This is a genomic window from Sphingobacterium chuzhouense (assembly GCF_014692525.1).
GTDB classification, from domain to species: domain Bacteria; phylum Bacteroidota; class Bacteroidia; order Sphingobacteriales; family Sphingobacteriaceae; genus Sphingobacterium; species Sphingobacterium chuzhouense.
The window spans coordinates 958,609-983,949 of record NZ_JACNYL010000001.1 but is presented as its reverse complement, the minus strand read 5'-3'; the positions used below and the strand labels follow the sequence as shown (position 1 = coordinate 983,949).

At 42.1% G+C, this 25,341-nt stretch carries 20 protein-coding genes; 8 read left to right on the top strand and 12 right to left on the bottom strand.

The features are described 5' to 3' along the window. The first annotated feature begins 1 nt into the window (after window position 1). A complete protein-coding gene (locus tag H8B21_RS03760; RefSeq protein WP_190312428.1) occupies window positions 2-1,111 on the top strand; it encodes a toxic anion resistance protein in 1,110 nt (369 codons plus the stop codon). 397 nt (window positions 1,112-1,508) lie between these two features. On the opposite strand, the gene H8B21_RS03755 is transcribed toward H8B21_RS03760, so the two are convergent. From H8B21_RS03755 to H8B21_RS03745, 3 genes are all read right to left on the bottom strand, one after another. Then, on the bottom strand, window positions 1,509-2,042 hold the full coding sequence (locus H8B21_RS03755) for a fumarate hydratase (protein WP_190312427.1): 534 nt from the start codon (window positions 2,040-2,042) through the stop codon (window positions 1,509-1,511). After that, window positions 2,042-3,439, bottom strand: coding sequence for a class II fumarate hydratase (gene fumC, locus H8B21_RS03750; protein ID WP_190312426.1), 1,398 nt, complete (start codon window positions 3,437-3,439; stop codon window positions 2,042-2,044). Before fumC ends, H8B21_RS03755 begins: the two co-directional genes overlap by 1 nt. A 126-nt stretch (window positions 3,440-3,565) precedes the next feature. Continuing rightward, window positions 3,566-4,135, bottom strand: a complete 570-nt coding sequence (locus H8B21_RS03745; protein ID WP_190312425.1) for a hypothetical protein — start codon at window positions 4,133-4,135, stop codon at window positions 3,566-3,568. Window positions 4,136-4,296: 161 nt separating this feature from the next. On the opposite strand from H8B21_RS03745, the gene H8B21_RS03740 reads away from it, so the two are divergent. The 3 genes from H8B21_RS03740 to H8B21_RS03730 all read left to right on the top strand — a co-directional run bounded on the left by H8B21_RS03740 (window position 4,297) and on the right by H8B21_RS03730 (window position 6,625). Continuing rightward, window positions 4,297-5,916, top strand: a complete 1,620-nt coding sequence (locus H8B21_RS03740; protein WP_190312424.1) for a S41 family peptidase — start codon at window positions 4,297-4,299, stop codon at window positions 5,914-5,916. Between the two features lie 124 nt (window positions 5,917-6,040). Continuing rightward, complete coding sequence (gene vapB, locus H8B21_RS03735; protein ID WP_190312423.1) at window positions 6,041-6,241, top strand: type II toxin-antitoxin system VapB family antitoxin; 201 nt, start codon at window positions 6,041-6,043, stop codon at window positions 6,239-6,241. Beyond that, window positions 6,242-6,625 carry a type II toxin-antitoxin system VapC family toxin gene (locus H8B21_RS03730; protein WP_190312422.1) on the top strand — a complete coding sequence of 128 codons (384 nt, stop codon included), beginning with the start codon at window positions 6,242-6,244 and terminating at the stop codon, window positions 6,623-6,625. Window positions 6,626-6,696: 71 nt separating this feature from the next. Here the strand turns inward: H8B21_RS03730 and H8B21_RS03725 are convergent, their stop codons facing one another. Together H8B21_RS03725 and H8B21_RS03720 are read right to left on the bottom strand one after the other, a co-directional pair. Beyond that, the gene (locus H8B21_RS03725) at window positions 6,697-8,274 is read right to left on the bottom strand and encodes a hypothetical protein (protein WP_190312421.1); all 1,578 of its coding nucleotides are present in this window, start codon (window positions 8,272-8,274) and stop codon (window positions 6,697-6,699) included. 55 nt (window positions 8,275-8,329) lie between these two features. Beyond that, window positions 8,330-8,512 carry a hypothetical protein gene (locus H8B21_RS03720; RefSeq protein ID WP_190312420.1) on the bottom strand — a complete coding sequence of 61 codons (183 nt, stop codon included), beginning with the start codon at window positions 8,510-8,512 and terminating at the stop codon, window positions 8,330-8,332. A 285-nt stretch (window positions 8,513-8,797) separates the two neighbouring features. Here H8B21_RS03720 and H8B21_RS03715 point away from each other — a divergent pair, with 285 nt between their 5' ends. After that, on the top strand, window positions 8,798-9,424 hold the full coding sequence (locus H8B21_RS03715; protein WP_190312419.1) for a response regulator transcription factor: 627 nt from the start codon (window positions 8,798-8,800) through the stop codon (window positions 9,422-9,424). A gap of 19 nt (window positions 9,425-9,443) precedes the next feature. On the opposite strand, the gene H8B21_RS03710 is transcribed toward H8B21_RS03715, so the two are convergent. The 5 genes from H8B21_RS03710 to mutL form a co-directional block, all read right to left on the bottom strand. Beyond that, complete coding sequence (locus tag H8B21_RS03710; RefSeq protein WP_190312418.1) at window positions 9,444-11,474, bottom strand: tetratricopeptide repeat-containing sensor histidine kinase; 2,031 nt, start codon at window positions 11,472-11,474, stop codon at window positions 9,444-9,446. A gap of 95 nt (window positions 11,475-11,569) precedes the next feature. Further along, complete coding sequence (locus H8B21_RS03705) at window positions 11,570-12,694, bottom strand: endonuclease/exonuclease/phosphatase family protein (RefSeq protein WP_190312417.1); 1,125 nt, start codon at window positions 12,692-12,694, stop codon at window positions 11,570-11,572. A 2-nt stretch (window positions 12,695-12,696) separates the two neighbouring features. Next, window positions 12,697-13,581, bottom strand: coding sequence for a rhomboid family intramembrane serine protease (locus H8B21_RS03700; protein WP_190312416.1), 885 nt, complete (start codon window positions 13,579-13,581; stop codon window positions 12,697-12,699). A gap of 16 nt (window positions 13,582-13,597) precedes the next feature. Continuing rightward, window positions 13,598-14,314 (bottom strand): rhomboid family intramembrane serine protease, encoded by a 717-nt coding sequence (locus H8B21_RS03695; RefSeq protein WP_190312415.1) that lies wholly within the window; start codon window positions 14,312-14,314, stop codon window positions 13,598-13,600. Between the two features lie 25 nt (window positions 14,315-14,339). After that, window positions 14,340-16,232, bottom strand: a complete 1,893-nt coding sequence (mutL, locus tag H8B21_RS03690; RefSeq protein ID WP_190312414.1) for a DNA mismatch repair endonuclease MutL — start codon at window positions 16,230-16,232, stop codon at window positions 14,340-14,342. 105 nt (window positions 16,233-16,337) lie between these two features. On the opposite strand from mutL, the gene H8B21_RS03685 reads away from it, so the two are divergent. The 3 genes from H8B21_RS03685 (at window position 16,338) to H8B21_RS03675 (ending at window position 18,364) form a co-directional block, all read left to right on the top strand. After that, a complete protein-coding gene (locus H8B21_RS03685) occupies window positions 16,338-16,478 on the top strand; it encodes a hypothetical protein (protein ID WP_190312413.1) in 141 nt (46 codons plus the stop codon). Window positions 16,479-16,540: 62 nt separating this feature from the next. Further along, window positions 16,541-16,756, top strand: coding sequence for a DUF5053 domain-containing protein (locus H8B21_RS03680; protein ID WP_223814816.1), 216 nt, complete (start codon window positions 16,541-16,543; stop codon window positions 16,754-16,756). A gap of 57 nt (window positions 16,757-16,813) precedes the next feature. Then, complete coding sequence (locus H8B21_RS03675) at window positions 16,814-18,364, top strand: TPM domain-containing protein (RefSeq protein ID WP_190312411.1); 1,551 nt, start codon at window positions 16,814-16,816, stop codon at window positions 18,362-18,364. A gap of 17 nt (window positions 18,365-18,381) precedes the next feature. On the opposite strand, the gene H8B21_RS03670 is transcribed toward H8B21_RS03675, so the two are convergent. Next, complete coding sequence (locus H8B21_RS03670) at window positions 18,382-23,211, bottom strand: DNA repair ATPase (RefSeq protein WP_190312410.1); 4,830 nt, start codon at window positions 23,209-23,211, stop codon at window positions 18,382-18,384. A gap of 4 nt (window positions 23,212-23,215) precedes the next feature. Next, a complete protein-coding gene (locus tag H8B21_RS03665) occupies window positions 23,216-25,336 on the bottom strand; it encodes a flotillin family protein (RefSeq protein ID WP_190312409.1) in 2,121 nt (706 codons plus the stop codon). Window positions 25,337-25,341 lie beyond the last annotated feature (5 nt).

Below are 25,341 nucleotides of genomic sequence, written 5' to 3'. Positions count from 1 at the left end.
TATGGCAAATCTAGATTTGACGACATACGACGATAGCGAAGAAAACAAAAAAGGCCAAGACGTATCGGTAAATTTCTCCGATGAAGATAAGGCCGTTATAAAGCAATATAAAGATAAAATCAACTTAACGTCAACCACGGACGTAATCCAGTACGGTGTCGGGAGCCAAACGAAAGTCAGTAACTTTTCAAATGAAATACTGAAACAGGTACGCACCAAAGATATGGGAGGAGCAGAGGATATCTTGTTGAACCTACGGTCGGACATAAAATCCTTTGACGAAAACCTCAATAAAAAGCCCTTAATTCCTTTTTTTGACAATCTGAAGAAAAAAGTAAAACGCATGCGCACCGAATATCAATCGGTCGAAAAAAATATTCACCAGATTGAATTGAAACTGGAGGGACATTATAAGAATTTGGCAAAAGATGTCAATATATTCGATAAACTTTTTGTAGAGAACCAAAATTATTTTAAGGAGCTGTCACTTTACATAGCGGCGGGAGAGGAGAAGTTGCAGGAAGTTCATGCGGTTACCCTGCCGACGTTAAAAGCTGAAGCGGAAGCTTCGGGTGATCAGCATAAAGTGCAAGCGTACAAAGACATGGAACAGCACGTGGTGCGCTTCGAACGCAAAATCCACGACCTAAAACTTACGCGTATGGTCGTGCTCCAAACTGCACCACAGATCAGACTGATACAAAACAACAGTTCCGCGTTAATGGAAAAGATTCAGTCGTCTCTTGTGAATACCATTCCGTTATGGAAAAATCAGATGGTACTGACGTTAGGCATTGCCCATTCGCAACGTGCGCTGGAAGCTCAAAAAGCGGTTACAGATGCGACCAACGAATTGCTTCGACGTAATTCAGAGATGCTGAAAGAATCGACTATTAACATTGCGAAAGAAACCGAGCGCGGTATAGTCGATATAGAAACCATCAAAAAAGCGAACCAGGATATCGTTTCAACGATTGACCAAGTACTCCAGATACAACGCGAAGGCAGAGAGAAACGTAAGGTCGTAGAGCAGGAATTATTACAATCAGAAAATGAACTGAAGACACATATATTGAAGTCTGCTACGGATGAGAATAATTTATTAAATTAGTTTTTTATCTTCTTTTTCTCCGCGAAAAAGAAGCAAAAAGCTCGTCCTTCGAATGTTTGAGAGGAAGGGATGGTACTAAGGATGAGTTTTTACCGACCTCAAACATTCGGATGGACATTTTGTGTTAATAAGGGATAATACAATTTTTATAGTGTATTAATTCTGTGTTTAATAATCGTAACATAGAAAGGTAACGCCAATGTAGACATTTACCCTGCTTAATCGCGAATCGTTATGGATTGTTTGTATCTACGCATTTGCACAATCCCATCCTAAACCTCTGATGTCGCATCCGGATATTTGAAGTATGTAGAAATCTGCCTTTGCACTATCCATTATTTCAAATATCCGCAGCGACGAGGTTTTTGTTTCTTTTTTACGGGAAAAAAGAAAAGGACTACTCCCATCGCTTCTTAGGAACACAAGAAATACTATGCGTTTTCCGTAATACGATAGGCCGTTGATCAAAACGGCTTTCCAGGACGAGGGAATCAGCATCATGGTAGGCTATATGGTAGCGGGGTAGGTATGTACCAGTCCTATAACATCCAGATGTTTTGTACTTACCATTAGGGCGGGTATAGATGCCTTCGCCTATTAAGCTATCTCCACGGATAACATATACACCTCTTGCATATTCCATCCATTCTCCGTCTTTGTAACAAGAATCCGGAATCCGTTGCATTTTGGCATGTACACGCATGGTGGTATAGACAGAGTCACATATAAATTTAAATTCATGCAGGGTATAATCCATCATTTGAGATTGGTGGGGGATGCTGTCCTGTACCCATACACCTTGTAGATAATCTGCTCCTTCGGATTGCATTTCCGAATGGCGTACACAACTGCTCACAAAAAAAAGCATGCCTACCATCGTAGATAGGCATGCGAATAGGCGATATTTTACCAATAAAAGTATAATCTTCATTATTTTAAGCTTCCCACCATATCCTCTGGTTTCACCCACTCATCAAATTGCTCTGCTGTTACATAGCCTAAAGCAATGGCTGTTTCTTTGAGGGTGGAGTTATTTTTATGGGCTGTTTGGGCAATTTCTGCTGCTTTGTAATAACCGATTTTCGTGTTGAGCGCCGTGACGAGCATCAAGGAATTATCCACAAGTTCTTTGATACGAGCATAATTAGGCTCAATACCTACCGCACAGTGTTCCTCAAAAGATACACAAGCATCTCCGATAAGGCGTGCCGACTGTAAGAAGTTGGCTGCCATTAGCGGTTTGAATACATTCAGTTCGTAATGTCCTTGTGTACCTCCGATGGTAATGGCAACGTCATTTCCCATCACCTGCGCAGCTACCATCGTGAGTGCTTCACATTGGGTCGGGTTCACTTTTCCTGGCATAATAGAAGAACCCGGTTCGTTTTCCGGAATTAAAATTTCACCAATACCTGAACGAGGGCCAGAGGCTAGCATACGGATGTCATTTGCAATTTTATTCAAGGAAACCGCAAGTTGCTTAAGTGCGCCGTGTGTTTCCACAATAGCATCGTGTGCAGCTAATGCTTCGAACTTATTTGGAGCTGTAACGAAAGGTAGTCCTGTAAACTCGGCAATGTATTTGGCTACGACAACGTCATACCCCTCTGGGGTATTCAACCCCGTTCCTACTGCTGTACCGCCCAAGGCTAATTCGGACAGATGAGCCAATGTGTTCTTCAACGCTTTTAGTCCATGATTAAGCTGTGCAACATATCCCGAAAGTTCCTGGCCAAGTGTCAATGGCGTAGCATCCATTAAATGTGTACGGCCTATCTTGACTACGTTCATAAATTCTTCGGATTTACGTTGCAGTGTATCCCGTAGTTTTTCAACTCCTGGGATCGTTACTTCTACTACTGCTTTATAAGCCGCAATGTGCATTCCAGTAGGAAAAGTATCATTGGAAGATTGTGATTTATTGACGTCATCGTTAGCTTTTAAGGCGGGTTCGCCTTCACCAATTTTGCCTCCAGCCAATACCTGCGCGCGATTTGCCACTACTTCGTTGACATTCATGTTGGATTGTGTACCGGAACCAGTTTGCCAAATCACCAATGGAAACTGGTCGTCTAGCTTACCAGCTAAGATTTCGTCGCAGACAGTGCCGATAGCATCACGTTTCTCTATGGATAAAACACCTAACTCATGGTTAGCAAAAGCTGCCGCTTTTTTCAGATATGCAAAACCTTCGATAATCTCTTTCGGCATAGACGCTGCCGGACCAATCTTAAAATTGTTACGTGAACGCTCCGTTTGTGCCCCCCAGTATTTATCCGCAGGAACCTGAACTTCGCCCATGGTATCTTTTTCTATCCTAAATGACATAGTATAAAATGAAAGTTAAAAGTGAAAATTAAAAATTCAAACAGTTAGAATCAACTGTCTAACTTATTGCAACACAAAGTTAAGGAAACTTATAGGAAAAAGGAATTTTTGTTACACACCAAACACTTACATCCCCAGCCGGTTATTAATTCGCTGCTGTATATGATGGTATAGCTGTTTGGGTTTCAGTGTACGCCACGGAAATGTATTGAAGTCACCCCCAAAGTGTATATAATAGTCAATCCCTTGTGCTTGAAATTCTTGGATAACATGATCGCGAAAATTCATAGCTACAATCCAGCCATCATCGATATCCTGGAACCACTCTTCATAATAAGAATCATCTGAACCATGGAAGTTGAGTATATTTTCGCCAATAAGCAAAAACTTATTAATTCCTTCTGCAACCATAATATCGACGACTTCTCGTTTTAACAGCATAATATCGTTGTAAATGGCATCGTTCCATTCGCCGATTAATTCCATGATAGCAAACCCTCGGTCATAGTCTGCGTAGAGGATTTTTATATATAAGGTGAGTGAGCCGAATTCATCCCATTGGGGATGCAGCAGAAAGTTATAAATCTGTTTGTCGAATTCAAATTCGCTATATACTATGCCGTAAAAAGGCGATTTTTCGTCTTCCGAAGCGATATAATCATCGCGCCAATTATAATATGGTTCTATCTCATGCAAAGCAAATACGTTTTAACAAAGATAGAAATAAATTATCACGTAGATTTTACGAAATTATTATGAACAATAAAGCATTTAATACGTATATTATTCAAATACTTGTTAACTTATCACGCAAATATTTGAGAAAACTATTTTAATTTTGCAACCGAATTTTATCCATGCAAAAAGGCACTAAACGGAATATCTTTGTCGCAGCTACTTACGCAGCAGTATTGCTCTTGGGCATACTGCTGGGGCAGAACTACGTAGATGAGCAAGGTAACAAGCCCGGTAATAGCCTGATGCCCATCGGATTGTCGGGCAACACATGGAAAGTCCAGCAATTATTGGATCTCGTCGCCGAAGCATATGTAGATAGTGTTGACATCGACTCGGTACAAAACGGAGCCATCAATCATATTATCTCTCATTTAGACCCTTATTCTAGTTATTTGGTTCCTAACGAATCGCAGCGCCAGACAGAAATTCTGGAAGGAACGTTCGAGGGTATAGGAATGGAGTATTTTAATCTAAACGATACGTTAATGATTGTATCGCTGATTAATGGTGGGCCGGCAGATAAGGCTGGGTTTCGGGTAGGGGATAGGCTGCTGAAGATAGGAAATGAACCTGTAGCTGGCATACATATTTCGCGGGAAAGTGTGGAGAAGCTGATCCGCGGCCGTCGTGGAACAGCCATTAGTATACATGTGAAACGAGATGGAGAGGAAATGGATTTGCCTATAAAGGTAGTTCGCGATCAGGTAACAGTAAGCTCGTTAGATGTGGTTTATATGATTGAACCGGGTGTTGGATATGTAAAGGTAAGACGGTTTGGGATCAACACGGCAGATGAATTTCGGCAGGCTATCATTGAATTGAAAAAGCAAGGGGCTAAAAAGCTTATTCTTGATCTCCGTGACAATGGTGGAGGATATTTCCACATGGCTATCAAGTTAGCCAGCGAGTTTTTTGCCGACAGACGTCTTATTGTGTATACACAAGGGGCGCATGAAGAACGACGTGAGTATTTCTCAGACAGTTTGCAAGGAGGCAACTTTGCCACAGGAGAACTGGCTATACTTATTAATGAAAATACAGCTTCGGCAAGTGAAATTGTAGCCGGTGCTATACAAGATTGGGATCGCGGAACGATTATCGGAAGGCGATCGTATGGAAAAGGGATTGTGCAAGAACAATTCGATTTTTCGGACGGTTCAACGGTAAACTTGAGCATTGCCCGTTATTTCACACCTCTCGGACGGAGTATACAAAAGAAGTATATGGCAAATTGGTCAAATATGGTCGACTTCAATAGCATGTACAGGGGATTGTGGGCGCTCGACACCTTATATGCGCATGGAAAAGCTTTCGAAACCAAAGCTGGTAAACAAGTATATAGCGGTGGCGGGATATTGCCCGATATTCATGTTGCACAGGATTCGAATGCACTGAGTCTTTTTTATCAGGATTTGATACAATACAGTTTTATCGAGCAATTTGTGTATACACGGTTTACAAAGCAAGCACCGGCTTATTCTATTGAGAATTTCTTGCAGGGTTACCACCTGCCGGATAATGAATACCACGCGTTTATTGACTTTGTACGTGAAGAAGGATTTGTTATCTCCGACCGAAAGAAAAATGAACTGAGGGATCTGATCGAAACGGATATAGAAGCTTTGGTGGGACGTTTTTATTTTGGCCGTGAGGCCTATTTCAAAGTGAGGAATCGAAATGATAACTTCGTGCAGAGGGCATTGGAGTTTTTGGGGGAGATAGTAGCCAGTAGTCAGTAGTCAGTGATTATTAGCGGTTTGGGACACGCCTCAATAAGGAGGAGTAAGGGAGATTCATTGTTCATCCTGTTTTGAATCAATCTTAGTTTTTAGTATACTTGTGCTATATAAATAAGTAATTGCTATGACAGATATTCAGTTATTTACCGATATTAGCTCATTGCCGGAAAACCTTAAGCAAGAAGTTTCGGATTTTGTCGCATTTCTTAAATCCAAGAATTCGAAGAAAAAACTTAAGAAGAGGGAATTTGGTTATGCAAAAGGTTTTTTCACGATGACGGAAGATTTTGATAAGCCTTTGGATGATTTTAAAGACTACATGTAAATGAATTTGTTGTTGGACACCCATGCTTTCATTTGGTTCATGGAGGGTGATCCCCATCTATCCGATAATAGCCGGGACGCCATTGCCAATATACGTAACAACTGTTTCCTTAGTATCGCTAGTCTTTGGGAAATTGCAATAAAACATAGCCTAGGCAATCTCAAATTAGCATCTGATTTTAGTCTAATAACTGAATTTCTTGAAAACAATCAGATTGATATACTGCCGATTAGCTTTTCCCATCTACAAAAACTGCTTATATTGGAATATCATCATAGAGATCCATTTGACCGCATTATTATCTCGCAAGCAATGATTGAAAAGTTAACCATCATTTCTAAAGACGAAAACTTTCCAAAATATAATGCGACGTTGTTATGGTAAGTATATTTTAAAAAAAGAGGCTAACCTTGCGGAAAGCCCCTCTTCTCTATGTGTAAAATTGTGATGTAGTTCTAGTTTTGTACGCAACGGATTTGAACAGCATGGTTAGCATTATAAGTAAAACTCATATCCCAACCAAGCGATTCTTTTTGTCCACCGATATCTAAGAAATTATATCCGCTAGTTTGACTTGGATCCGTGATAAGATAATAGCCTTTAGTGTTTAATGCAGAAAGCACATTATTATCGTTGTAAGAACCTCCGAATAACAAGAAAAGATAATTGTCTCTATTAGCTACGCCGGGGTGAACTTGTGTTCCGAAGAACATACCCAAGGTGTTACCCGTGCTTGGCGTAAAGGTATCGACCCATCTGGCAACAGCCCAAGACTGTGGAGTGCCGGGATTGTCCGCTCCTCCCGCATTTGTGTTTGTTTGTAATTCTGCCATTTCCGCTCTAGTAGGAAGTCGCCACGATCCAGCCAAAGCACACGGGTCTCCTAACGGACCATTTGTGCCTAAGCTTGGATTTTGGTTGCTGTTGCTTGGATCCGGAAGGACTTTGGGTTTTGTATAGCCGGCAAACCAGTAATCTCCAGGTTGATTATTTGCATCAGAAAAGCCATACTCGTCTGTGGAAGGATCATAAGTTAAATTACCAGGTGACCACACCGATCCGCCAATCTCAATTCCTTCCTCTTCCTTATCACCCAAATTCAGTTCCAATCTATATTGAACTCCTGCTCTTAGTGCCCAGCCATCGCTAGTAATAGAACCTGGAGTATTATTAATAGTGACATTTGATAATTCAACCACACCATTGTCCGTATCTTCTACCGCGATCATCGTCGGGTTGCTCGTCCATATTTGACCTGGAGTTTGGCCGGTGAAACTAATGGCTGCTGCTGTTGTTGCCCCACCAAAAGTAACAACACCCGTTTGTTCATTAAATTCATAGCTGTGGTTTGGAGCAAGCGTACCCGCACCAATAGCGTTAATCGTACGTCCCGCGCCTGCATCGAACACTACAGTTACTTCGGTAAGCTTGTGCTCCAATACAATGGAAAGGGTATTATTTTCGCCCGCTGTTACGTTCAAGCTACCCGATACCCAAAGGGGATCACGGTCTGCGCCGGAAGCATCTGCATCTCCGTAAGCATAGGCTACATACGTATAGCTGCCAGCCTCGATATTAAATTTATGTTCACTATCACCTTGTGTGAAGGTTTCGGTAGTGACTACTTCGCCGCCTTGAGATATGACAACAGTATATTCCGTGCCATCCGCCAAAGGAAGGATATCGCCTGCGCCAGTTGCGGTTGTCTCTGCACGGTTTGCAGAAGCACGTAATGCCGGTGTAGAAGAAGCAGGAGTTACCTCTCTCAGGGTTGCTTTAACGTTAAACTGATTGTTAAATTTAACGACTTGACGTTGTACAGCAGGCGTCGCGACAGTGTTGCCTGCACTAGCAGATGCACGTAGACCAGCTTTAGCTTTATTGCCGGTTGAGGGTCCCACGCCCTGCATGTTGATGGTAACAGTCGCTTCACCACCTAAATTATCTACGCCATTTTCTTTCTGACAAGAAGACGCAAAAACAGCAACCGCTATAAAGCAGGCTACTAGGGCTTTGATATAATTATGTTTCATTCTTTTTAATTTCAAATGTATTGTTAAAATAAAGTCTGCTAAATAAAAGGGGTGCCTACCAATAGTTGTTTTGTACGTCTTGAGATTGTGTCTCTGTTTCTTTCCATTGTTGTTGCACTTCAATATTGCCAGATACGCTAGCAATACCCTCTTCCAATTCGACTTCGATTGACCGAAGCATAGGAGCTTCATAACTTAGCTTAGCGTCCAGATTTTTAGTTGAACTTTTAGTTTCCATGATTTTTTTATTGTTGATATTTTAATTTTTTTTCTCGTTTAGCAACACATTCATTCCTGATTTTAAAACTCAAACCCTGAATTTTGACGCAAAGAACGAAGTTTTATAATTGATTTTTTGGCACGTAAAGCGCTGTGTAACAAATTTTTGCTACTGTTTTATGAGAAAATAACAAAAACATGCTATGCTTTGTGAGATGTTTGTAGTAGAAAAGCTACATTTAAGAATAGTGTGCTTTGGAGATAGAAAAACATATGGTTTTTAATAAGATATTTGTTTTGCCTTATGAAAATTTTAACGCATGCTGTTGTTTTGGATGACCACCGGTTGTTTGCCGATTCTTTTGCACTGTTGCTACAAAGATTCGGTGCTTTTGATGCTGTCTCTTCTTTTAGTAAAGTGGATGAATTTATCGATTTCCTCCGATCCTTTGGTAATCAAAAACTCTATGTTTTTTTGGATTATTACCTACCAGAGACGAATGGACTTTCCATATTGACAGATATAAAAAGATTGAATAACCAAGCTAAGATTGTTTTTATTACAAGTGCAATTGCACCAGCTGTCATTAGAAACATCTTGCGGTACAAACCACATGGGATACTTAGTAAATCTGCTGATATACAGGATTTTATAATGTGTTTAGAGGCTATTGAGCGAGGAAGGGAATATATTGATCCACAATTTGAACCGTTTGTAATGCAGCGTGGTGAGCGTGTTGTAACCTTTACACCCAGGGAAATCGAATTATTAAAATACTTTTCGCAAGGAAATAGCATTGCGGAAACAGCGGCCAAAACGTTTTTAAGCCCACACACGATCGTTGCCCATCGCCGAAAAATGATGGCAAAAGCCAACTGCCATACTATCGCAGAAATGCTCACCTATGCCCAGAAGAATCATCTGATTTGAGATATAGAGACGCGAAACCCTATGTCTCTAATATGCTATCAATTTCAAACCAAAATTTTGTTCCTTGTCCAAGGCTGCTTTCTACAAATAACTCACTATTGTTCAGCTGGAGATAATGTATGCATATTTGTATACCCAACCCGGACCCTTCTTCATTATGTGTGCCGTACCGACGAGCATAGCTAGGAGTCAAAAATAGATTGTTAATAGTTTCTTCGGACATACCGATACCGGTGTCCGCAATCTGTATTATTACACAACGGTTGTCTGCTGTTAATGTGGTGTGAATTCGGACAACGTCTCCTGGGTTCGAAAACTTGATGCCATTATCGATTAAGTTGCGAATAACTATTGCGATAGCTTCTCTGTCAGCGTATACCTCGGTATTTACCATATGTTCTACCACCAAATGAATATTCTTGTCATCTGCTTTCTGTTGATGCAGGTCCATTATAGGCTTTAATACATCTTGTATCCTGAATCTTGTTTTTTGCAATTGCGTGTACTTAAGTTGGAGTCTCACCCAAAGCAGCAGATCGTCTAGCAGACGGATCAAGTTGTTCACATCTCGATGCGATGAAGACATCAGCTGCTGTATTTCTGCGGACGTCAAGTGTTTATTTTCAAAAAGAGATAGCACTTTTTGCAGGCTGACGATCGGGTGGCGTACATCGTGGGCAACCAATGATATCAGTTGTTCTTTAAAATGATTCGAAGCCTCTAGCAGGGTATTCTGCTCTTCAAAAAAATCGTTTGTCTCCTTCAAGATACGATTTGTTCTTCGTTTTTGCCGGATGTTACTCGCGAATAAAAATGCGATGACAACTAGCACGCAGACCAGCACAATGGCGCTGTATAACCATTGGTTTTGTCTTCTCAGTTGCGTATGGTGTAAAAAGGCAGTTTGCTCCTGATCTTTTTGGTATTTATATCTCTCTTCCATGCGTACCAGCTCCTCTTTATTTTGCTGGCTGTGGAGGCTATCGGATGCAGAAGTTGCTTTTCTAAAGTAATCCAATGCTGTTCGGTAGTCACCACGTTTTTCATATAATTCGCATAATTGTCGAGCTGATGTCTGGATATAATAGAACTGCTGCTGACGGGTCGCCAGCTCATGATTCTTTATGGCATAGGTATAAGCGGCATCTGTGTTGCCAATTTTCATATAACAAGCCGCCAAATTATCCAAAAGCCGGAGATATTCGGTTTGCTCCCCTGTCAATTCCAGCGTTTCTTTAGCTCTTAAGAAGTAGGAGAGCGCTATTTCGGTGCCTCCTTGTTCCATAAAGAATGCGCCTAGCGACTGAAGGGCATTTCCGATAGCCTTTTTATTGTCGTATTTTTCGGCTAATGCCAATGATTGCAAGTATAATGTCTCTGCTTTTTGGAAGTCCTTTTTTTTAAGATAAAGATGCGCTATATTTCCTAGTATAAAAGTAGAACGGGTTGTGTCACCGTTCGCTTCGTATAACTGCCGGCTTTTTTCGTAGAACGCAATGGCTTGGTCATTCTTGAATTGATAATGGTATACCATGCCGATGTTATGGTTTGCATGTGCTACCGTATTAGTGAGATTGTTTTTTTCAGCAATCTCCAAAGCAGTATACAGGTTTTCCAGTGCCTCATCGTGCGCGCTCAATGCAAGATAGGGCATAGATAAGTTGCTGCGTATCTGTGCGTTGTATGGTTCGTCGTCTAAAGCTTCTGCGAATGCTATAGCACGTTTGTAAGATTGTATGGCTTCCCTATAGTTTCCCTTTTCGTAATAGCCAATACCGAGATTTCGTAAGGAGTGCATCTGCCCTTTTATGTCCTGATGGCGTATACTTATCTCTAAAGCTAGCGACGCTAGGATAATGGTGGAATCTGGTTTAGAAGACCAAAATGCTAATGCCTGCTCGTTCAATCGGTTAACTGCGCTGGTATCCTGTATTTCTGGAGCTTCCGTTTGTGTCGCATGAACTACCGTGAAGTTCAATAGAAGGAACGATGTAAAGCATAAAACAAAAAGATCAATCCCTTTCCTATTCGGAAATAAGCATAAGTCCATGGTGGTTCGGTGGTTTAAGTCTTAAAAAATGAAGATAGTGAACTTCTCAAACATTTTGTTACTTCATTTCCATATATAGCAAAAATTTGCGATGGTTATTGATCTTGGGTTGTTAACCTTATATCTGCAAAAAGAGGGTAATGGTCGGAAAGTTCTTGCTTGATTATCCGATAATTTTCGACTTGAAACTGTGGACTGCAGAATATATAGTCGATTTGAAAAAGGGGAAGCATTTCGTAATGGGTAACTCCCCAACCCTGGCCCTTTTCCTGAAAGGTGTTTTTCATTCCCTTTCCAATAAGATTTACACTATACGACATCGGCGTGTCATTGAAATCACCCATGATAATAATAGGGTAATGTGTCGCAACGATATGATCGCGGAGTGCCTCTGCTTGTTGACTTCGACGTTCAAAGGCATACTTTAATTTTCGGCCAACACGTGTGGTGGCATGATCTTCGCTCGGTGTGTTGGACGGATTCTGGATAAACTCCTTGTCTTCTGTTTGTAGCCCAAAAGAACGTAAATGTACATTATAGACACGAATCGTGTCTTGGTCTTTTACGATATCGGCAAAGGTGATGCGGTTAATACCGTATTCATTCTTAGTAATAGTGCCCGAATGGATAATTGGATATTTGGAAAAAATAACTTGCCCGTAACCCTCATGTTCGCTTTTGGTCGCCGGCTCAAAAAAATAATCTTGAAGTCCGCTCTCCGCTAGGATACGATCGCTCATTTGTTTGGTTCCTTTGATTTTTGTGAAGAACTCCTGTATGCAGAGGACATCGGGATCGGTGTTTTTTATAAGAGATACAACTTTATCTCGAATGGTTGTAGACGGCATCTCATTCACTTCGTTGAAGAGATGGGCGTTGAAACTCATGACACGTAAAGCTTGTTCATTTTTACCCACATCCTTAACCTTAGAGCGAAAACCTACATGTTGCGTGAGCAGATTCCAACCGAGAAGAACAGGAATCAAAGTAAAAAGAGCGTATAACGGACGGCGCAGTAGCCAGTATAATACAAAACCGATATTGACTATTAAAATAGGAAGATAGCCTAAGCCAAAGAAAGGAAGAAGCCAAGCTGTTTTAGGGTTTATGAAAGATGCTGCATAACTCAATAGCAAAAAGAGTACAGCAACCATATTGCATAGAAATATCGTTTTACTAAAGAAACCTAAATTTTTTTTGAAGAGACTCTTCCTTGCCATGTCTATTGATCATCCTTACTTGCTTTGAATAGCACTTCTTTTTCCCGTGAAGTTAAGCTTTCATAGCCGCCTATGGAAATTTTATCCAAAATTTCATCAATTTCTTCTTGATTCGGAAGGTCGGATGCGTGACGGTAACTGCTGTAATTCGCTGAAGTTGTCTTGCTTTGGTGCACGACTTTCATTTTCGCCTTTCTTATCGGTTTTCTTAATTTAAATAAGCTAAAGTCTTTTCCTCTGTTTAGTGAGCGAATAAACAAGATACCCCAAAATGTCATCGCTAGAAAGCTTATACCTCCTGCCTTGTTCATAAGGCCGGTAAAAACCAGTTCAACACAGATATATATAAGTGCGATGGTTTTTAAGGAGATTGTACCCAATAGGAGCAACCTTAATTCATAACGTGGCGCTAAGGTTGCAACCGACGCTACCACTGCTCCCAAAGCAAGCGTCGAGGTGCGGAATGACAGTTGCACGCTATTTTGTAGCATCGGTATAAAGCCAAGCCCCAGATAAATGCATGCCCCCAAAACGACAGCACTGAAATAGAGAAATAGGAATTGTCTTCTGTTGAGAAAGTTCAGGAAAATATTGCCCATCCAGTATAGCCACAGGCAGTCGAACAGCAACTGAAACAATCCCGTATACAAAAAAGGATAGGTTATGATAGACCAAGGTTGTTTCAGGAACTGACTAAAAGACAAGGGCAAGCTTAAATAGTCAATTGCATAATCATACAGGGATACTTGAAGGAGGTTGACCTCTTTCAATAGATCAAAAAGATGGATAAGTACAAAGATGACAACTTGTACCGATATGATAAAAGGGATGGGGGACCTACTTCGGTAAGTATCGCGCCAAAAAGTTTTTAACACACTCTCTTTCATCAGTTACACTATTCTTTTAATACATGCTCCCTCTTCTAATACGCCATATTTTGAGCAGGATATAGGCAAATAACGCACCGCCAACATGCGCCAGATGGGCAATCGACCCCCCTGCGTTTGAAAAACCTAAATATATCTCAATTAAAATTAAAATGGGAATAAAATATTTCGCTTTGATCGGAACGGGGATAAAAAAGAGGTACAGCGACATGTTCGGAAACAAATAACCAAAAGCTAATAGCAAGCCAAATATCGCACCGGAAGCACCAACTAACGGTGTCCCATATATCGATGCTAAGGTATCAAACTCACTCTGTGTTACGTTAAGATTGGAGCTGACTCGATTGTTCAGCATATCGAAATTTAAAAATTCGGAGGCTCTTACCGTACCAGCAATATTGTAAACCTCAGCAGCTTGTACGCCGTATTGTAATACAAGTGCTCCAATACCACAAATTAGATAAAAATTTATGAAACGTTTAGATCCTAATACTTGTTCGATAATCGGGCCGAACATCACTAGGGAAAACATATTAAAGAAGATATGCCCGAACCCTCCATGCATAAACATATAAGTAATCACTTGCCATACATGGAAAAAAGGTGAATCTGGATAGTATACCCCAAAAAAACGAGGTGCTTGCATAAAGATGGCCGAGCCAATAAAACACACCACATTGATGATGAGGAGATTTTTAACTACTGGGGTTAGATTTGAGAGGATGTTGTTCATATACTATATCGTAGGTCGTAAATGCTTAGTTCTTATTAAAACGTTCCATGAGTTCTTGCAATGTAATCGTTACCACAATCGGCTTACCTTGTATGGATATACTTGGTGATTGGGTAGCAAAGAGCTTATCTATCAATTCAGACATCTCCTGGTTGTCCAATACAGTGCCCGGTTTGATTGCCGCGTTCTTTGCAAGGCTACGTGCCAAGTTTTCTCTTTTATTAAGTTGTAATTCGTCCTTATTGTTTTTGAAATCTTCCAAAAGCTGTTCTAAAATTTTTGTTTCATTGATGCCCTGCCCTAAATCAGCAGGAATGCCATCGACAATAAAAGTTGTTTTTCCGAAAGGCCGAACCTGAAAACCAAGTGTTTGGATTTCAGGTAAAATATCTTCCATCAACGCAAAGTCTGCCGGACTTAGTTCTACTGTTTGTGGGAACAGACTTTGTTGGCTACTTCCTTGGTTGTGCTCCAATTGCTCTAGGTAATGTTCAAATAAAATACGCTCATGTGCCGCTTGTTGATCTATCAACATGAAGCCCGAATGGATCTGGGAAACAATAAAACGGTTGTGCAACTGAAAAAATTGCTTGGGAGCTTCTTGGACGTTTGCCGAGGATTCGGAATGTTCTGTCGTTGGAACATCATGAGGTGTCTTTTCGCCTTGATGTAACGATAGTTGTTCCGCGGTGTCTCGTTGGGTGATTTGATATAAGGAATCCCAGTTCTGCGGAATCCCTGCTTTTTTCTCCAGGCCGGCGGCGTAATTGGAAGCACGGGAACTGCTTGAAGAAGATGATTTCGTATCTTCGAATGGATTAAAATTAGGGTTAAATGAAATCGTCGGCGCTTGAATCTCTTCGAGCGGTTTATTGGTAATGAGATTAGTAAAGCTTGTTTCTTGGTTAAAATCTAATGTCGGCGTAATATTATAACGACCTAAGGAGCGTTTAACCGTCGACCGTAAAATAGCGTACATCGCCTTGTCATCCTCATATTTAATTTCTGTTTTCGTCGGATGAACGTTGATGTCGATTTTAGAGGGGTCTATCTCAATAAACAAAACGTACAACGGATAAGTATCTGCCGGAAGAATATCGTCGTAGGCATTCATCACTGCGTGATGGAGATAAGGATCTTTAACAAAACGTTTGTTGACAAAGAAAAACTGTTCGCCACGCGTCTTCTTTGCAAATTCCGGCTTCCCGATAAATCCACTGACCGTAATAATCGTGGTATCTTCCTCTACCGGCACAAGACGTTGGTTATAGTTGTTTCCGAAGAGGTGTACTATCCGCTGTTTCAAGGTCTCCGATGGCAAATGAAAGAGTTCGTTTCCATCACTATGTAGACTGAAAAATATTTTTGGATGGGCTAAGGCGACACGTTGAAATTCGTCAATGATATGCCGCATTTCAACAGAATTGCTTTTCAAAAAATTACGGCGGGCAGGGATGTTGTAAAAAAGATTCTTTACACAGATACTCGTGCCTGCGGGCAACGCTTCGGGCTCCTGACTGATGACCTTCGAACCCTCGATTTGTATAATCGTTCCCAGTTCATCTTCGACGCGTCTGCTTTTCAGCTCTACCTGTGCGATGGCGGCAATCGATGCTAAGGCTTCCCCACGAAACCCCATTGTCCGGATCGCAAATAAATCTTCTGCTTGGCGTATTTTGGAAGTTGCATGTCTTTCAAAACAAAGACGCGCGTCAGTGATGCTCATGCCACAGCCGTTATCGATGACTTGTATGAGGGATTTTCCAGCGTCCTTAACGATAAGTTTAATTTTATCCGCTCCCGAATCGATCGCATTTTCAATAAGCTCTTTCACCGCAGAAGCGGGACGTTGCACCACTTCCCCTGCAGCAATCTGATTAGCAACTGAATCCGGCAGTAACTGTATAATATCTGACATACAAGAGCAAAGTTACAAAAATTTTGTGTGTCATAACTTGTGATTCGTTTTTGGTTATTATACAAATGTTTAATATATTTGTTATGAAAACTATTATAACGGAATATGAAAAAAGAACTAACAGCTCGGGAATGGGAGTTGATTGAAAGCATCCGCAATTACAAGAAAACGTATCCCCCGTCTGTTGAACTTGAGTGGTATATCATGATGCTCGTGGATATATTGTTGGACAAAGAACAAGATTAATAATAACTCTTGAAAAGGACATAAAAACAAAAGATATGGAAGTGCAAGTAAAAAAGGAAAGTATGAAATCTCAACTATGGGATATCATTGTAGATGTGTCTTGGGCACAGATATCACAAAAATACTTTGGTAAATCTCGCTCTTGGTTAAGCCAGAAAATGAACGGGCTAGATGGGAATGGTACAGCCACTGAGTTTACAAAAGAAGAAAAGGAAAAGTTAAAACATGCGCTGAATGATTTAGCTGACCGCATAAGAATTTGTTCAGATAAGCTTTAGTTCTTATTGTTTTCTAACTTTAAGCCCTGTGCGAGTTTCGCAATTTTTTTAAAGTCTATGAAACGTTATACCTCGTTGTGTCAGCGGCATATTTCTCTTTTATTTTTAGCCGTACTTTTTGTTTCTAGTGGTTTTGCCCAGCGTTTGTATACGGTCGAGACATTGCCTAGCCCGAAGGAAGCTGGACAAGATTTTTATGTCAGCAATCCAGACGGCGCGTTGTCTTCTGAAACGGTAGACCAGCTAAATCGGCTTTCTACCGAAATAGAAGAATCCTCAGGAGCAGAATATGCCATCGTGGTTGTAAACGATTTTGAAGGGTACGATGTATTTGAATTTGCGCTGAAACTGTTCAATACATGGGGAATAGGCAAGCAAGAACAAAACAATGGTCTGCTATTATTTATTGCTAAAGATAAACGGGAGTATCGGTTTATCTCAGGTTACGGAATGGAAGCCATCTTTCCGGATGTATACCTGCATCGTATTGGTGAGAAATTCTTGGTGCCTCATTTCCGGGAAGGGGATTATAACCGGGGTGTATTGGAAGCGTCACAAGCGATTCAACAAGCATTGACGGCTCCCGATGTACAGGCGGAGCTACACCGTATGATGCCGGAAGCAACGCCTTTTTTCAGCAAACGAAATCCCCATTTTGTCAATTCCATGGTGGTTATACTACTATATGTAGCACTGTATTATTGGGTGTATCGCGTGGGGAGTGCATGGACTGATGCAGTGTGGACTCCTTTGTCGGCACAGTCAGGAAAAAAGCGACAAAAAAAAGGTTGTGGCGGTTGGTTCGTCTATATGGTATTTGGGGGCTTCGCGACAATATTTACGATGCTGTTTGTCATGATGATTTTTGCGTTTGTGTTAAATGATATGGAGCGTATGTTCCAACTTTCAACGTTGCCTTGGCTTTTTGCTGTGTGGGGAAGTTACACGGTCGCTGGTCGGATTTGGGAAACGCGGGATGCGATAAAAAAAAGCTATAAAGACGAAGAGAATAAACTAAAAGCTTTGCAACGTTTTCAGCTACAAACGTTTATTCCCTATTTGTTGAGTCCCTTAATGCTGTTTAGTTTTTTCCTCTTCCGACAAAAATGGAAAGATAGTAAGATTCGCTTTGTACCGCCAGATGATTCCGGCAATTGGGAGCGGATTAATCGGGATGTGGTGAAGTTAGGTGATATGAAAAGATATCTGAGCCAAGGACAGTTAAAGGAAGAAAACTTACATGCTAAGTTTTATGAGGTATGGATCAACAAAAAGACAGGAGAGCGAAAAGTGTTGGGATGGACGGGGAAGACAAAGTTAGCCGTCTGTCCATCATGTGGATTTAGAACGTATGAAAAGGGAAAAAGAGGTAAAATATTGAAAGTTGCGACCTACAAAGAGAGTGGATTGCAACAAGTCTATGATCACTGTCTACATTGTAAACATAAAGAGGATAAGGGGACGCGGGTCATTCCGAAATTAGTACGAAGTTCCGGCGGTAGTGGTAGTTCTGGCGGTGGAAGTTTTAGTGGCGGCTCCTCCGGTGGAGGTGGTGGTAGCTTTGGAGGCGGTTCATCGGGAGGCGGTGGCGCGGGAGGTAGGTGGTAGCGATAGAATGGCAGAGGTTAACCCCTGCCGTTCTGAATAGCCTTGATGATCCCTTCTAAGTTCTCATTAAACTCCAAAAGCTGTGCGAAAACTTTGTCATCTTTTGCCAGTCCGCCATGTTTATTGTTCTTGCGGAATATTTCCTTGATGTCTTCCCAACGTTTCTGCTCGTCTGGGCGAATCAATCCGGCGAGCTCTTTTAATTTCAATAGATTGCTCTCGGTGTCGCTCGTCAGCGTTTGTGATTCACTTTCGTAGTGTGCCAACAATGTTTGGCTGATCTCTTCATTGTTCATCATCGGAATGATCTGTGCGACCAATTTGCTCATGTTGCGGTAAGAACCCTGCATCTTGAAAGGAGGCTCGGTACGGTAGCTATCCTGCATCGCTGCACTTTGGATATAGCTTTTGTTGACCTTGAGTACGGTATCGCGAATTTTCATCACGTGGCGTAGCACGGCGATGAAATCATCAATTTCTTGTTTCAGATAAACCCCTTCCAACTCCGGAATCTGCTCGGCACCGGATTGTACGTAGTCGACAAGCGCATAAAAATCTGGGAAGGATTTTCCGGCAATCTTCGCCAGATAGCTATTTTCAATAGCCGCATTTTCCACCAAGCTCAGATTGAACAAGTGTTCCGTATCACCAATAACATCACCGAGATTATACACATCTGCCCGGTTGGCAAGCATGTCCGGAATCTGGAATTTAGAACCACTTTCCGTATAGGGATTGCCCGCCATAACAATGCAAAAGCGCTTGCCACGCAGGTCGTAGGTTTTGCTCTCGCCGTTGAAAATACCGTCGATCTTACGTTGCCCGTCCGCCAATGAGATGAATTTCTGTAGAAATTCGGCACTTAAATGCTGTATGTCATCCAGGTACAACATCACGTTGTCTGCCATCTCAAAAGACAAGTTTATTTTTTTGAGTTCCTCGCGCTCGCCCGATGTCTTCGCCTCTACGGGGTCAATAGAGGTGATCGAATGCCCGATCGTCGGACCGTTTACTTTTACAAAATGTAAGCCCATCGTTTTGGCGAGGTATTCCATCAACGTTGTCTTGCCGTAGCCCGGTGGAGAAATCAGCAAAAGCATGCCCATACGCGCCGTACGTTTGTTGTCGCCCGCTGCGCCTAATTGTTTTGCCAAATTGTTGCCAATGAGTGGAAAATAGACGTCGTTAATGAGTTTGTTTCTAACGAAAGACGTCAATACCTTCGGCTCAAATTCATTTATTTTTAATTCTTTTTCATACGATTTGCTGATTTGTTCCTTTAGTTGCGCAAAAGCTACAAAGCGAGGGACATCTACGGTTACGAAAACACCCATTTTTTGCATAAAGGCGTGATAGTTTAGGTATAATGACCCATCCTCCAACAAGACATGGTTACCTTTCAGTTGTTCCAATGTTACACTAAATTGTCCGAATATGAGATGATAATCATCTTTCGGAAACAGGAGTGCTGCCGCCGTTTCTTCCATGATTGGCTGGTAGCTGTCGGCTTGTTGGGTTTGATCGACGAAAGCATGTAGCCAGTTTAATAGGAGTAGATAACGATCGGTATTGTCGAAATGTTCGTTTTGAAAATCCTGTTCAAAATCAGCATATATTTTTTTGTTTTCCAGATCACGGACAAACTCCTGCCGCAGATGGTCAGCTTGTTCACTTAACGTCAGTTTATCGTAAGTGGTGAATGTCTGAAAGAGATAAGTGGCCACCATATGTGGTGCATAGACGGATAGATCAAGATATGTTTCCCAGGATGAAAATTGCGTGGCAATCTCATCGATGATAGATTGGTAGTGCTTGGAAGTAGGGAAGGCTTTGCGTACGGCTCGCCCTGATTGGATGAGGTATTGTAGCCGCTCCCGCTTATTTTTTGATAAGCTGTGCCAAAACAACTGTGCAATCGCACGCAATGGGCTTTCAAAGCATAATAATTCGAGTTTCTCGTCTAATTGCTTGACGGCTTTGAAAATTTCTAAAGCATCGATATTATGAACGCCTTTGATATAGCCTTCTGAATAATGTTGTTCGATGTAAGTTGCAATATAGGTTTCGGCATTAAATTGCTCGGTCACTTGTGAAGCTAAGAAGGCTTGATATGCAAGGTATTCACCGCGGTAAACGTGTTTGTTCTCTGATAAGAGTTCCTGTTCCCAGATGTCGTGGTAATTTTGCAGTTCGTTATTTTTTACCTTTTGATAGAAGCTGGTGCCGGTTAGGTGGAAATAGAGTTCTTCGCTGCGGCGGACAAGCGTAAGGCTGAGCGATTGCTTATTGACCGTAAATTTGTGTGTGCCGAGCGCGATGATGTTGTCGCCGTCCACATACAGTTCGGTTTTGTCCCGCAATGTCCGCAAGGCATCTTCCTGTGATTTTTTTAACAGGTTTTCCAGGTTTTCGGCTTTAGAAATATCGTTTAGGCTTTTTAGCTCAGCAACAAGTTGCCTGACCTTGTCTATCATGAGGTCGGCTGCATAAAAGCTTTGTATTTCTGCCCGGCTCTGAAAGGTAGCCGATTTGTTTTCGATATTTTTTAATACACGCAGGCCGATCTGCTCTAAAGAACCTGTTCGTTTATTGATCTGCTCGACCAATTGCTCGCGCCGGATGTTGAACGCCTTGATAACGTCATCTCGTTTGTCAGCTATTTTTAACGCAAAATCATCGAAATCAGCAAATTTGCTTTCCAGTTCTTCCAATTGAACTAGTATTTTGCTATAATATTCTTCTACCTTATCAGCGGAAGTCGACAATTCTAAATAATTAGTGACCGATTGCTCCAACAGGGTCATTTGTGCCGAAAACTCGGCGATAGCTTCTTTGCCCTGTAACGATTTGAGCTTACGTGTCAGTTGTGCACGCACTTCGTTTAAAGAAGCGAAGATAATCGATATTTTTTCTACTATCTGTGTGGTTTGTGTCGCGTCTTCGATCTTGAGGCTATGCAGAATATCGATCAAAAGTTCCAGCTCGTTGGCAATAGTCAAGTTACCTTCTTCAATGGGTTTCGCGTCAAACGCTTTTTCTATGGCCGTGACCTGCTGTTTTTGTCCTTCTACACGTTGTTCGTACGGGCTGAGCGCTTCTTCACGTAACAGGAAAGCGACCGTATTTTGTGAAAGTTCGTCGGTTATTTGATGTAGTGTTTCCTGTAATGCTTCGACGCGATCTAAGGCAATATATTTGACATTTTTAAGTTCAATAGCTTCGCCGAGCAAGCGTCGGGCGTCTGCTAATTGATGTACCAACTGATCCAGTTGTTCGACCACCGTGCTGTTGATGTCAAATTGCAACTGCTCCAGTTTTTCTTCCAGCGCCTGTATGCGCTCTTCCGCGTGTTTGCGCTGTGCTTGCACTTTTACAAACTCATCGATAGCGGTATTGGCAATTTCCTTTATTTCCGTCAGCGGGATCCCAAGACTGGCCAACGCTTCGTCCTGAATCCAGAAATACGAGTCCAGCAGGTTGCTGGATTTTTTGAGAATATCTTCGTATAGACCCTCGTAGCTATCTTCTTTATGGACTAATTGAATCACTTCCTGGGCCTCTGCCATCGCCTGCACGATTTGTTTGTTGCCGACTTTATATAGCGGATGGTTCTTTTTTGCTTCGTTTTCCTGAAGCATTTCCATATAAGGCGTTTCCCAAATTTGCACCTGGTGGTGGCGTGTCGCCTCGGCTTCCGTTCGGAAATAGATAAGGCTTCCGTCGTTAAAAATCGTAAATCCGTTACAGATAATAGGTGTTTCCACGGCCTGCTGAATGATGTTGTATGACAGCAGTACAAAGGTGTTCGTTTCTTTCTGGCTAAAGACATACAGGAAATCCTCACCATTTGGTGAAGCGATTTTCCGTAGAAAAGTCATATTGTCTGCGTTGCCCTCAAAGATTTTGTGGGTGCCATTTTGGAGGTAATACCCGTTGGAGAAAATCAGTCCTTGATTATCGGGCAATAGGATGGCGGACTCGTTCAGCGATTTGAGGTTGACGACTTCCTTGGTACGCTGGTTGAACACATAAGCCCGGAAATCTTCTTGATAAGGTTTTATCCGTATGGCAATGAGGTTGCCCAGATCGGCATAATAGTACTCGGCATCATCGAGTTGTTGGTCGAGATTTGTTACTTTTTCGGCGTAAATTCCCTTCCCGCTGTCGGTATTATCTTCTATTTTAAACGTGATATCGCCATGCAGCGCTTCGATAAACACTTTATCTAAAATGGAAATATGTGGGAATTTACCTAAACGACGATCTTCCAACGTAGTTCTTGTCCAGTCAAATTCAAACTGATCAGGCAGCCGTACGTCATGTATACTCCTGTCGTCTTGATAGTGGAGTTTTCCATCTTTGATGAGCCACTTGAATGCTTTCAGATCGGAAGCTTTCTTGCTGGTTTGGAATATCATGTAGAGATAGTTCTCCGTACGGCGGAATCGCGCGAAGATAGCATCTCGATAGTATTTGTACAGATTTTGATAGTCGACGACGAAGTTCGGATCGTTGATCAAATCTAACGGTTGCGGGATGAACTGGTTGTTTTCAAAAAGGTAGATGCTGAAAACATCTTCCAGCTTGATTTCTGTGCGTAAGCCGAAATGTACATTGTAGCCGAAGATACATACCTCGTCGATAGCGACGATGCCGCGTGCAGCGCAGGTGTTATCCGTCGTAATCCGTTGGTTGGCTTTTAATGTAAAGGATGTGGCACTGAACACCTCCCGACGGGAGTCGTTGAGCGCCTGCAATCTTTTGATAAGATCTTCCTTTTGCGTTTGCAGACGCTTCCGGATGATTTCATACGCGCCTTGATCAAGGCTGTTTTGTTGTTCCTGCATAAAACTAACCGTTCAGTTTCTTGTTCGATACCCCTAAGTTTTTCGCCAATCCGAACAGCGAATTGATAAAACCTGTGTCTTCCTCTTCGCCTTCGGCTTTAGCAGCTTGTTGTAATTTAATCAATGCAGCAGATACGGTTAGGTTTTTGATATCGTTGGAAGAGACACCATATTTATCAGCAAGCCCGCGAATTTTCTCTGCTAAATCACCATTGCCACTCACGCCTATCAATGAATCTTTGATATCTGTAGCATGTTTGGAGTTGTTGATCAGATGGTCAAAGCCCTTTGCGTTTGATACTTGGCGAACAATATTTTCGAAGAACATCGTTTCCCCACCGACGATGTCAATCTTCGCCGTTTTCAAAGCTTCTGACAGTACATCTGCCTGTGCGGCAGCAATATCTTTTTGGATGTTGATATGTGCCAATTCCACATCACGTTCTTTTTGTAATTGTAATTTGAACTCTTCATGCTCTTTACCCACGCCATCCAATTGTTTCATCGCAGCCGCTTTCTCTTCGATACCTTTTGCTTCTGCCAATGCTTTTTCACGGACTACTTCGGCTTGCGCCAAACCTTCTTTGCGTAATGCTTCTGCTTTTTTCTCGATCACAACGGCCTCCTTGGTGCCTTGAATTTCTTCTGCTTCTGCTTTGGCAACCATGACCTCTGCTTCCGAAAGGCCAAGCGCCGCTTCTTCCTTCGCCTGTGCTTCGGCTATAATTTTGCGCGCTTCGGCTTCTTTTGCAGAAGCTTCTTTCTTCGCTTCGGCTTCGATCAGCAACTCCTGTGCTTTTTTCTCCGCAATTTGACGGGCGGCTTCGGCATCGATGACTTTTTTCTCTGCTTCTTGCTCCGCTGCAATCTTGGCTGCTTCCGCTGCTTTTACAGTCGCGATCAAACGCTCCTCGGCTTCCTGCGAAGCAGCGATGACACCCGCTTGCTTCTTACGCTCTACATCGCGGAATACCTCCAGGTCTTTAACAGCTTGTTGCTCTTCAATAACCCCTTTCTCCAGTTGGACGCGCTCTTTGATAACCCCTTGGATACTTTTTTGCTCCGTTTCGATCGACCGCTGTTTGTCAATTTGTGCTAAGGTAACAATCCGTTCCCGCTCGGTTGCTTCCAATGCCCGGTCTTTTTCCACGCGTTCGGTTTCGATGGCGTCCGTACGGAGTTTGTTCTTCTCCGCGATGATGATCTGGCGAAGCTTGTTTTCTTCTTGAATGGCCAGTTGTTCTTCGGTAGTGATGCGCACTGTTTCGGATTTTAGCCGCTCTTCTTCCCGCACTTTTACGATTTCTGCTTCCTCTCTAGCTTTGATGTTATCGACTTCCCTGCGCTGTTTTTCTTCTTTTTCAGCTAACTGGCGTTCGAGTTCCAGGATGGCCTCTCGTGCTTCCACGTCTTGTTTCTTGATGACTTTCTCTTCTTCTCGACGGATCAGGTTAGCATTCATATTCTGTTTGGCGGTCAGTTCCGTTATTTTTTTAATCCCTTCGGAGTCTAGAATGTTATCGGGACTTAAGAACTTCAGCTCGGTTTGTTCCAGATAGTCAATGGCGCAATCGTCCAAGATATAGCCGTTGAGATCTGTACCGATAATGTTTAAAATTTCTTCCCTAAACTCACGTCTGGCTTCATAGAGTTCGATGAAATCGAATTTTTTACCCACGGTTTTCAATGCTTCTGAAAATTTAGATTCGAAGATGCTCTTTAGTGTTTCGGGATCGCTAGCGCGGACACAACCGAGGTTTTGGGCAACGTTGACCACATCGTCGACCGATTTATTCACCCGTACGAAGAAAGCGACTTTAATGTCTGCTCGGATATTATCCCTACAAATCAGCCCGTCGTGTTGCATCCTGGCTATTTCGATTTTCTTGACCGAAATATCCATGATTTCCATCCGGTGGAATACAGGAACGACGTACATCCCTTTATTGAAAGCGACCTTGGTGCCGCCCACGCCGCTACGCACAATAGCTTTTCCTTGTGGAATCTTTTTGTAGAACATGCTCAGTACTACAAAAAAAGCAAGGATAAAGAAGACGACGGCGCCTACCGCAATTAAAACGATGCCGGTCAATCCGTCTACAAATAATAGTGTATTGCTTGTCATTGGTT

What these genes read in the sequence shown, in the direction of transcription:
- H8B21_RS03760 (WP_190312428.1), top strand. Translation starts at nt 2, where the DNA reads ATGGCAAATCTAGATTTGACGACATACGACGATAGCGAAGAAAACAAA.
- H8B21_RS03755 (WP_190312427.1), bottom strand. Translation starts at nt 2,042, where the DNA reads ATGAAGATTATACTTTTATTGGTAAAATATCGCCTATTCGCATGCCTA.
- fumC (WP_190312426.1), bottom strand. Translation starts at nt 3,439, where the DNA reads ATGTCATTTAGGATAGAAAAAGATACCATGGGCGAAGTTCAGGTTCCT.
- H8B21_RS03740 (WP_190312424.1), top strand. Translation starts at nt 4,297, where the DNA reads ATGCAAAAAGGCACTAAACGGAATATCTTTGTCGCAGCTACTTACGCA.
- vapB (WP_190312423.1), top strand. Translation starts at nt 6,041, where the DNA reads ATGACAGATATTCAGTTATTTACCGATATTAGCTCATTGCCGGAAAAC.
- H8B21_RS03730 (WP_190312422.1), top strand. Translation starts at nt 6,242, where the DNA reads ATGAATTTGTTGTTGGACACCCATGCTTTCATTTGGTTCATGGAGGGT.
- H8B21_RS03725 (WP_190312421.1), bottom strand. Translation starts at nt 8,274, where the DNA reads ATGAAACATAATTATATCAAAGCCCTAGTAGCCTGCTTTATAGCGGTT.
- H8B21_RS03720 (WP_190312420.1), bottom strand. Translation starts at nt 8,512, where the DNA reads ATGGAAACTAAAAGTTCAACTAAAAATCTGGACGCTAAGCTAAGTTAT.
- H8B21_RS03715 (WP_190312419.1), top strand. Translation starts at nt 8,798, where the DNA reads ATGAAAATTTTAACGCATGCTGTTGTTTTGGATGACCACCGGTTGTTT.
- H8B21_RS03710 (WP_190312418.1), bottom strand. Translation starts at nt 11,474, where the DNA reads ATGGACTTATGCTTATTTCCGAATAGGAAAGGGATTGATCTTTTTGTT.
- H8B21_RS03705 (WP_190312417.1), bottom strand. Translation starts at nt 12,694, where the DNA reads ATGGCAAGGAAGAGTCTCTTCAAAAAAAATTTAGGTTTCTTTAGTAAA.
- H8B21_RS03700 (WP_190312416.1), bottom strand. Translation starts at nt 13,581, where the DNA reads ATGAAAGAGAGTGTGTTAAAAACTTTTTGGCGCGATACTTACCGAAGT.
- H8B21_RS03695 (WP_190312415.1), bottom strand. Translation starts at nt 14,314, where the DNA reads ATGAACAACATCCTCTCAAATCTAACCCCAGTAGTTAAAAATCTCCTC.
- mutL (WP_190312414.1), bottom strand. Translation starts at nt 16,232, where the DNA reads ATGTCAGATATTATACAGTTACTGCCGGATTCAGTTGCTAATCAGATT.
- H8B21_RS03685 (WP_190312413.1), top strand. Translation starts at nt 16,338, where the DNA reads ATGAAAAAAGAACTAACAGCTCGGGAATGGGAGTTGATTGAAAGCATC.
- H8B21_RS03680 (WP_223814816.1), top strand. Translation starts at nt 16,541, where the DNA reads ATGAAATCTCAACTATGGGATATCATTGTAGATGTGTCTTGGGCACAG.
- H8B21_RS03675 (WP_190312411.1), top strand. Translation starts at nt 16,814, where the DNA reads ATGAAACGTTATACCTCGTTGTGTCAGCGGCATATTTCTCTTTTATTT.
- H8B21_RS03670 (WP_190312410.1), bottom strand. Translation starts at nt 23,211, where the DNA reads ATGCAGGAACAACAAAACAGCCTTGATCAAGGCGCGTATGAAATCATC.
- H8B21_RS03665 (WP_190312409.1), bottom strand. Translation starts at nt 25,336, where the DNA reads ATGACAAGCAATACACTATTATTTGTAGACGGATTGACCGGCATCGTT.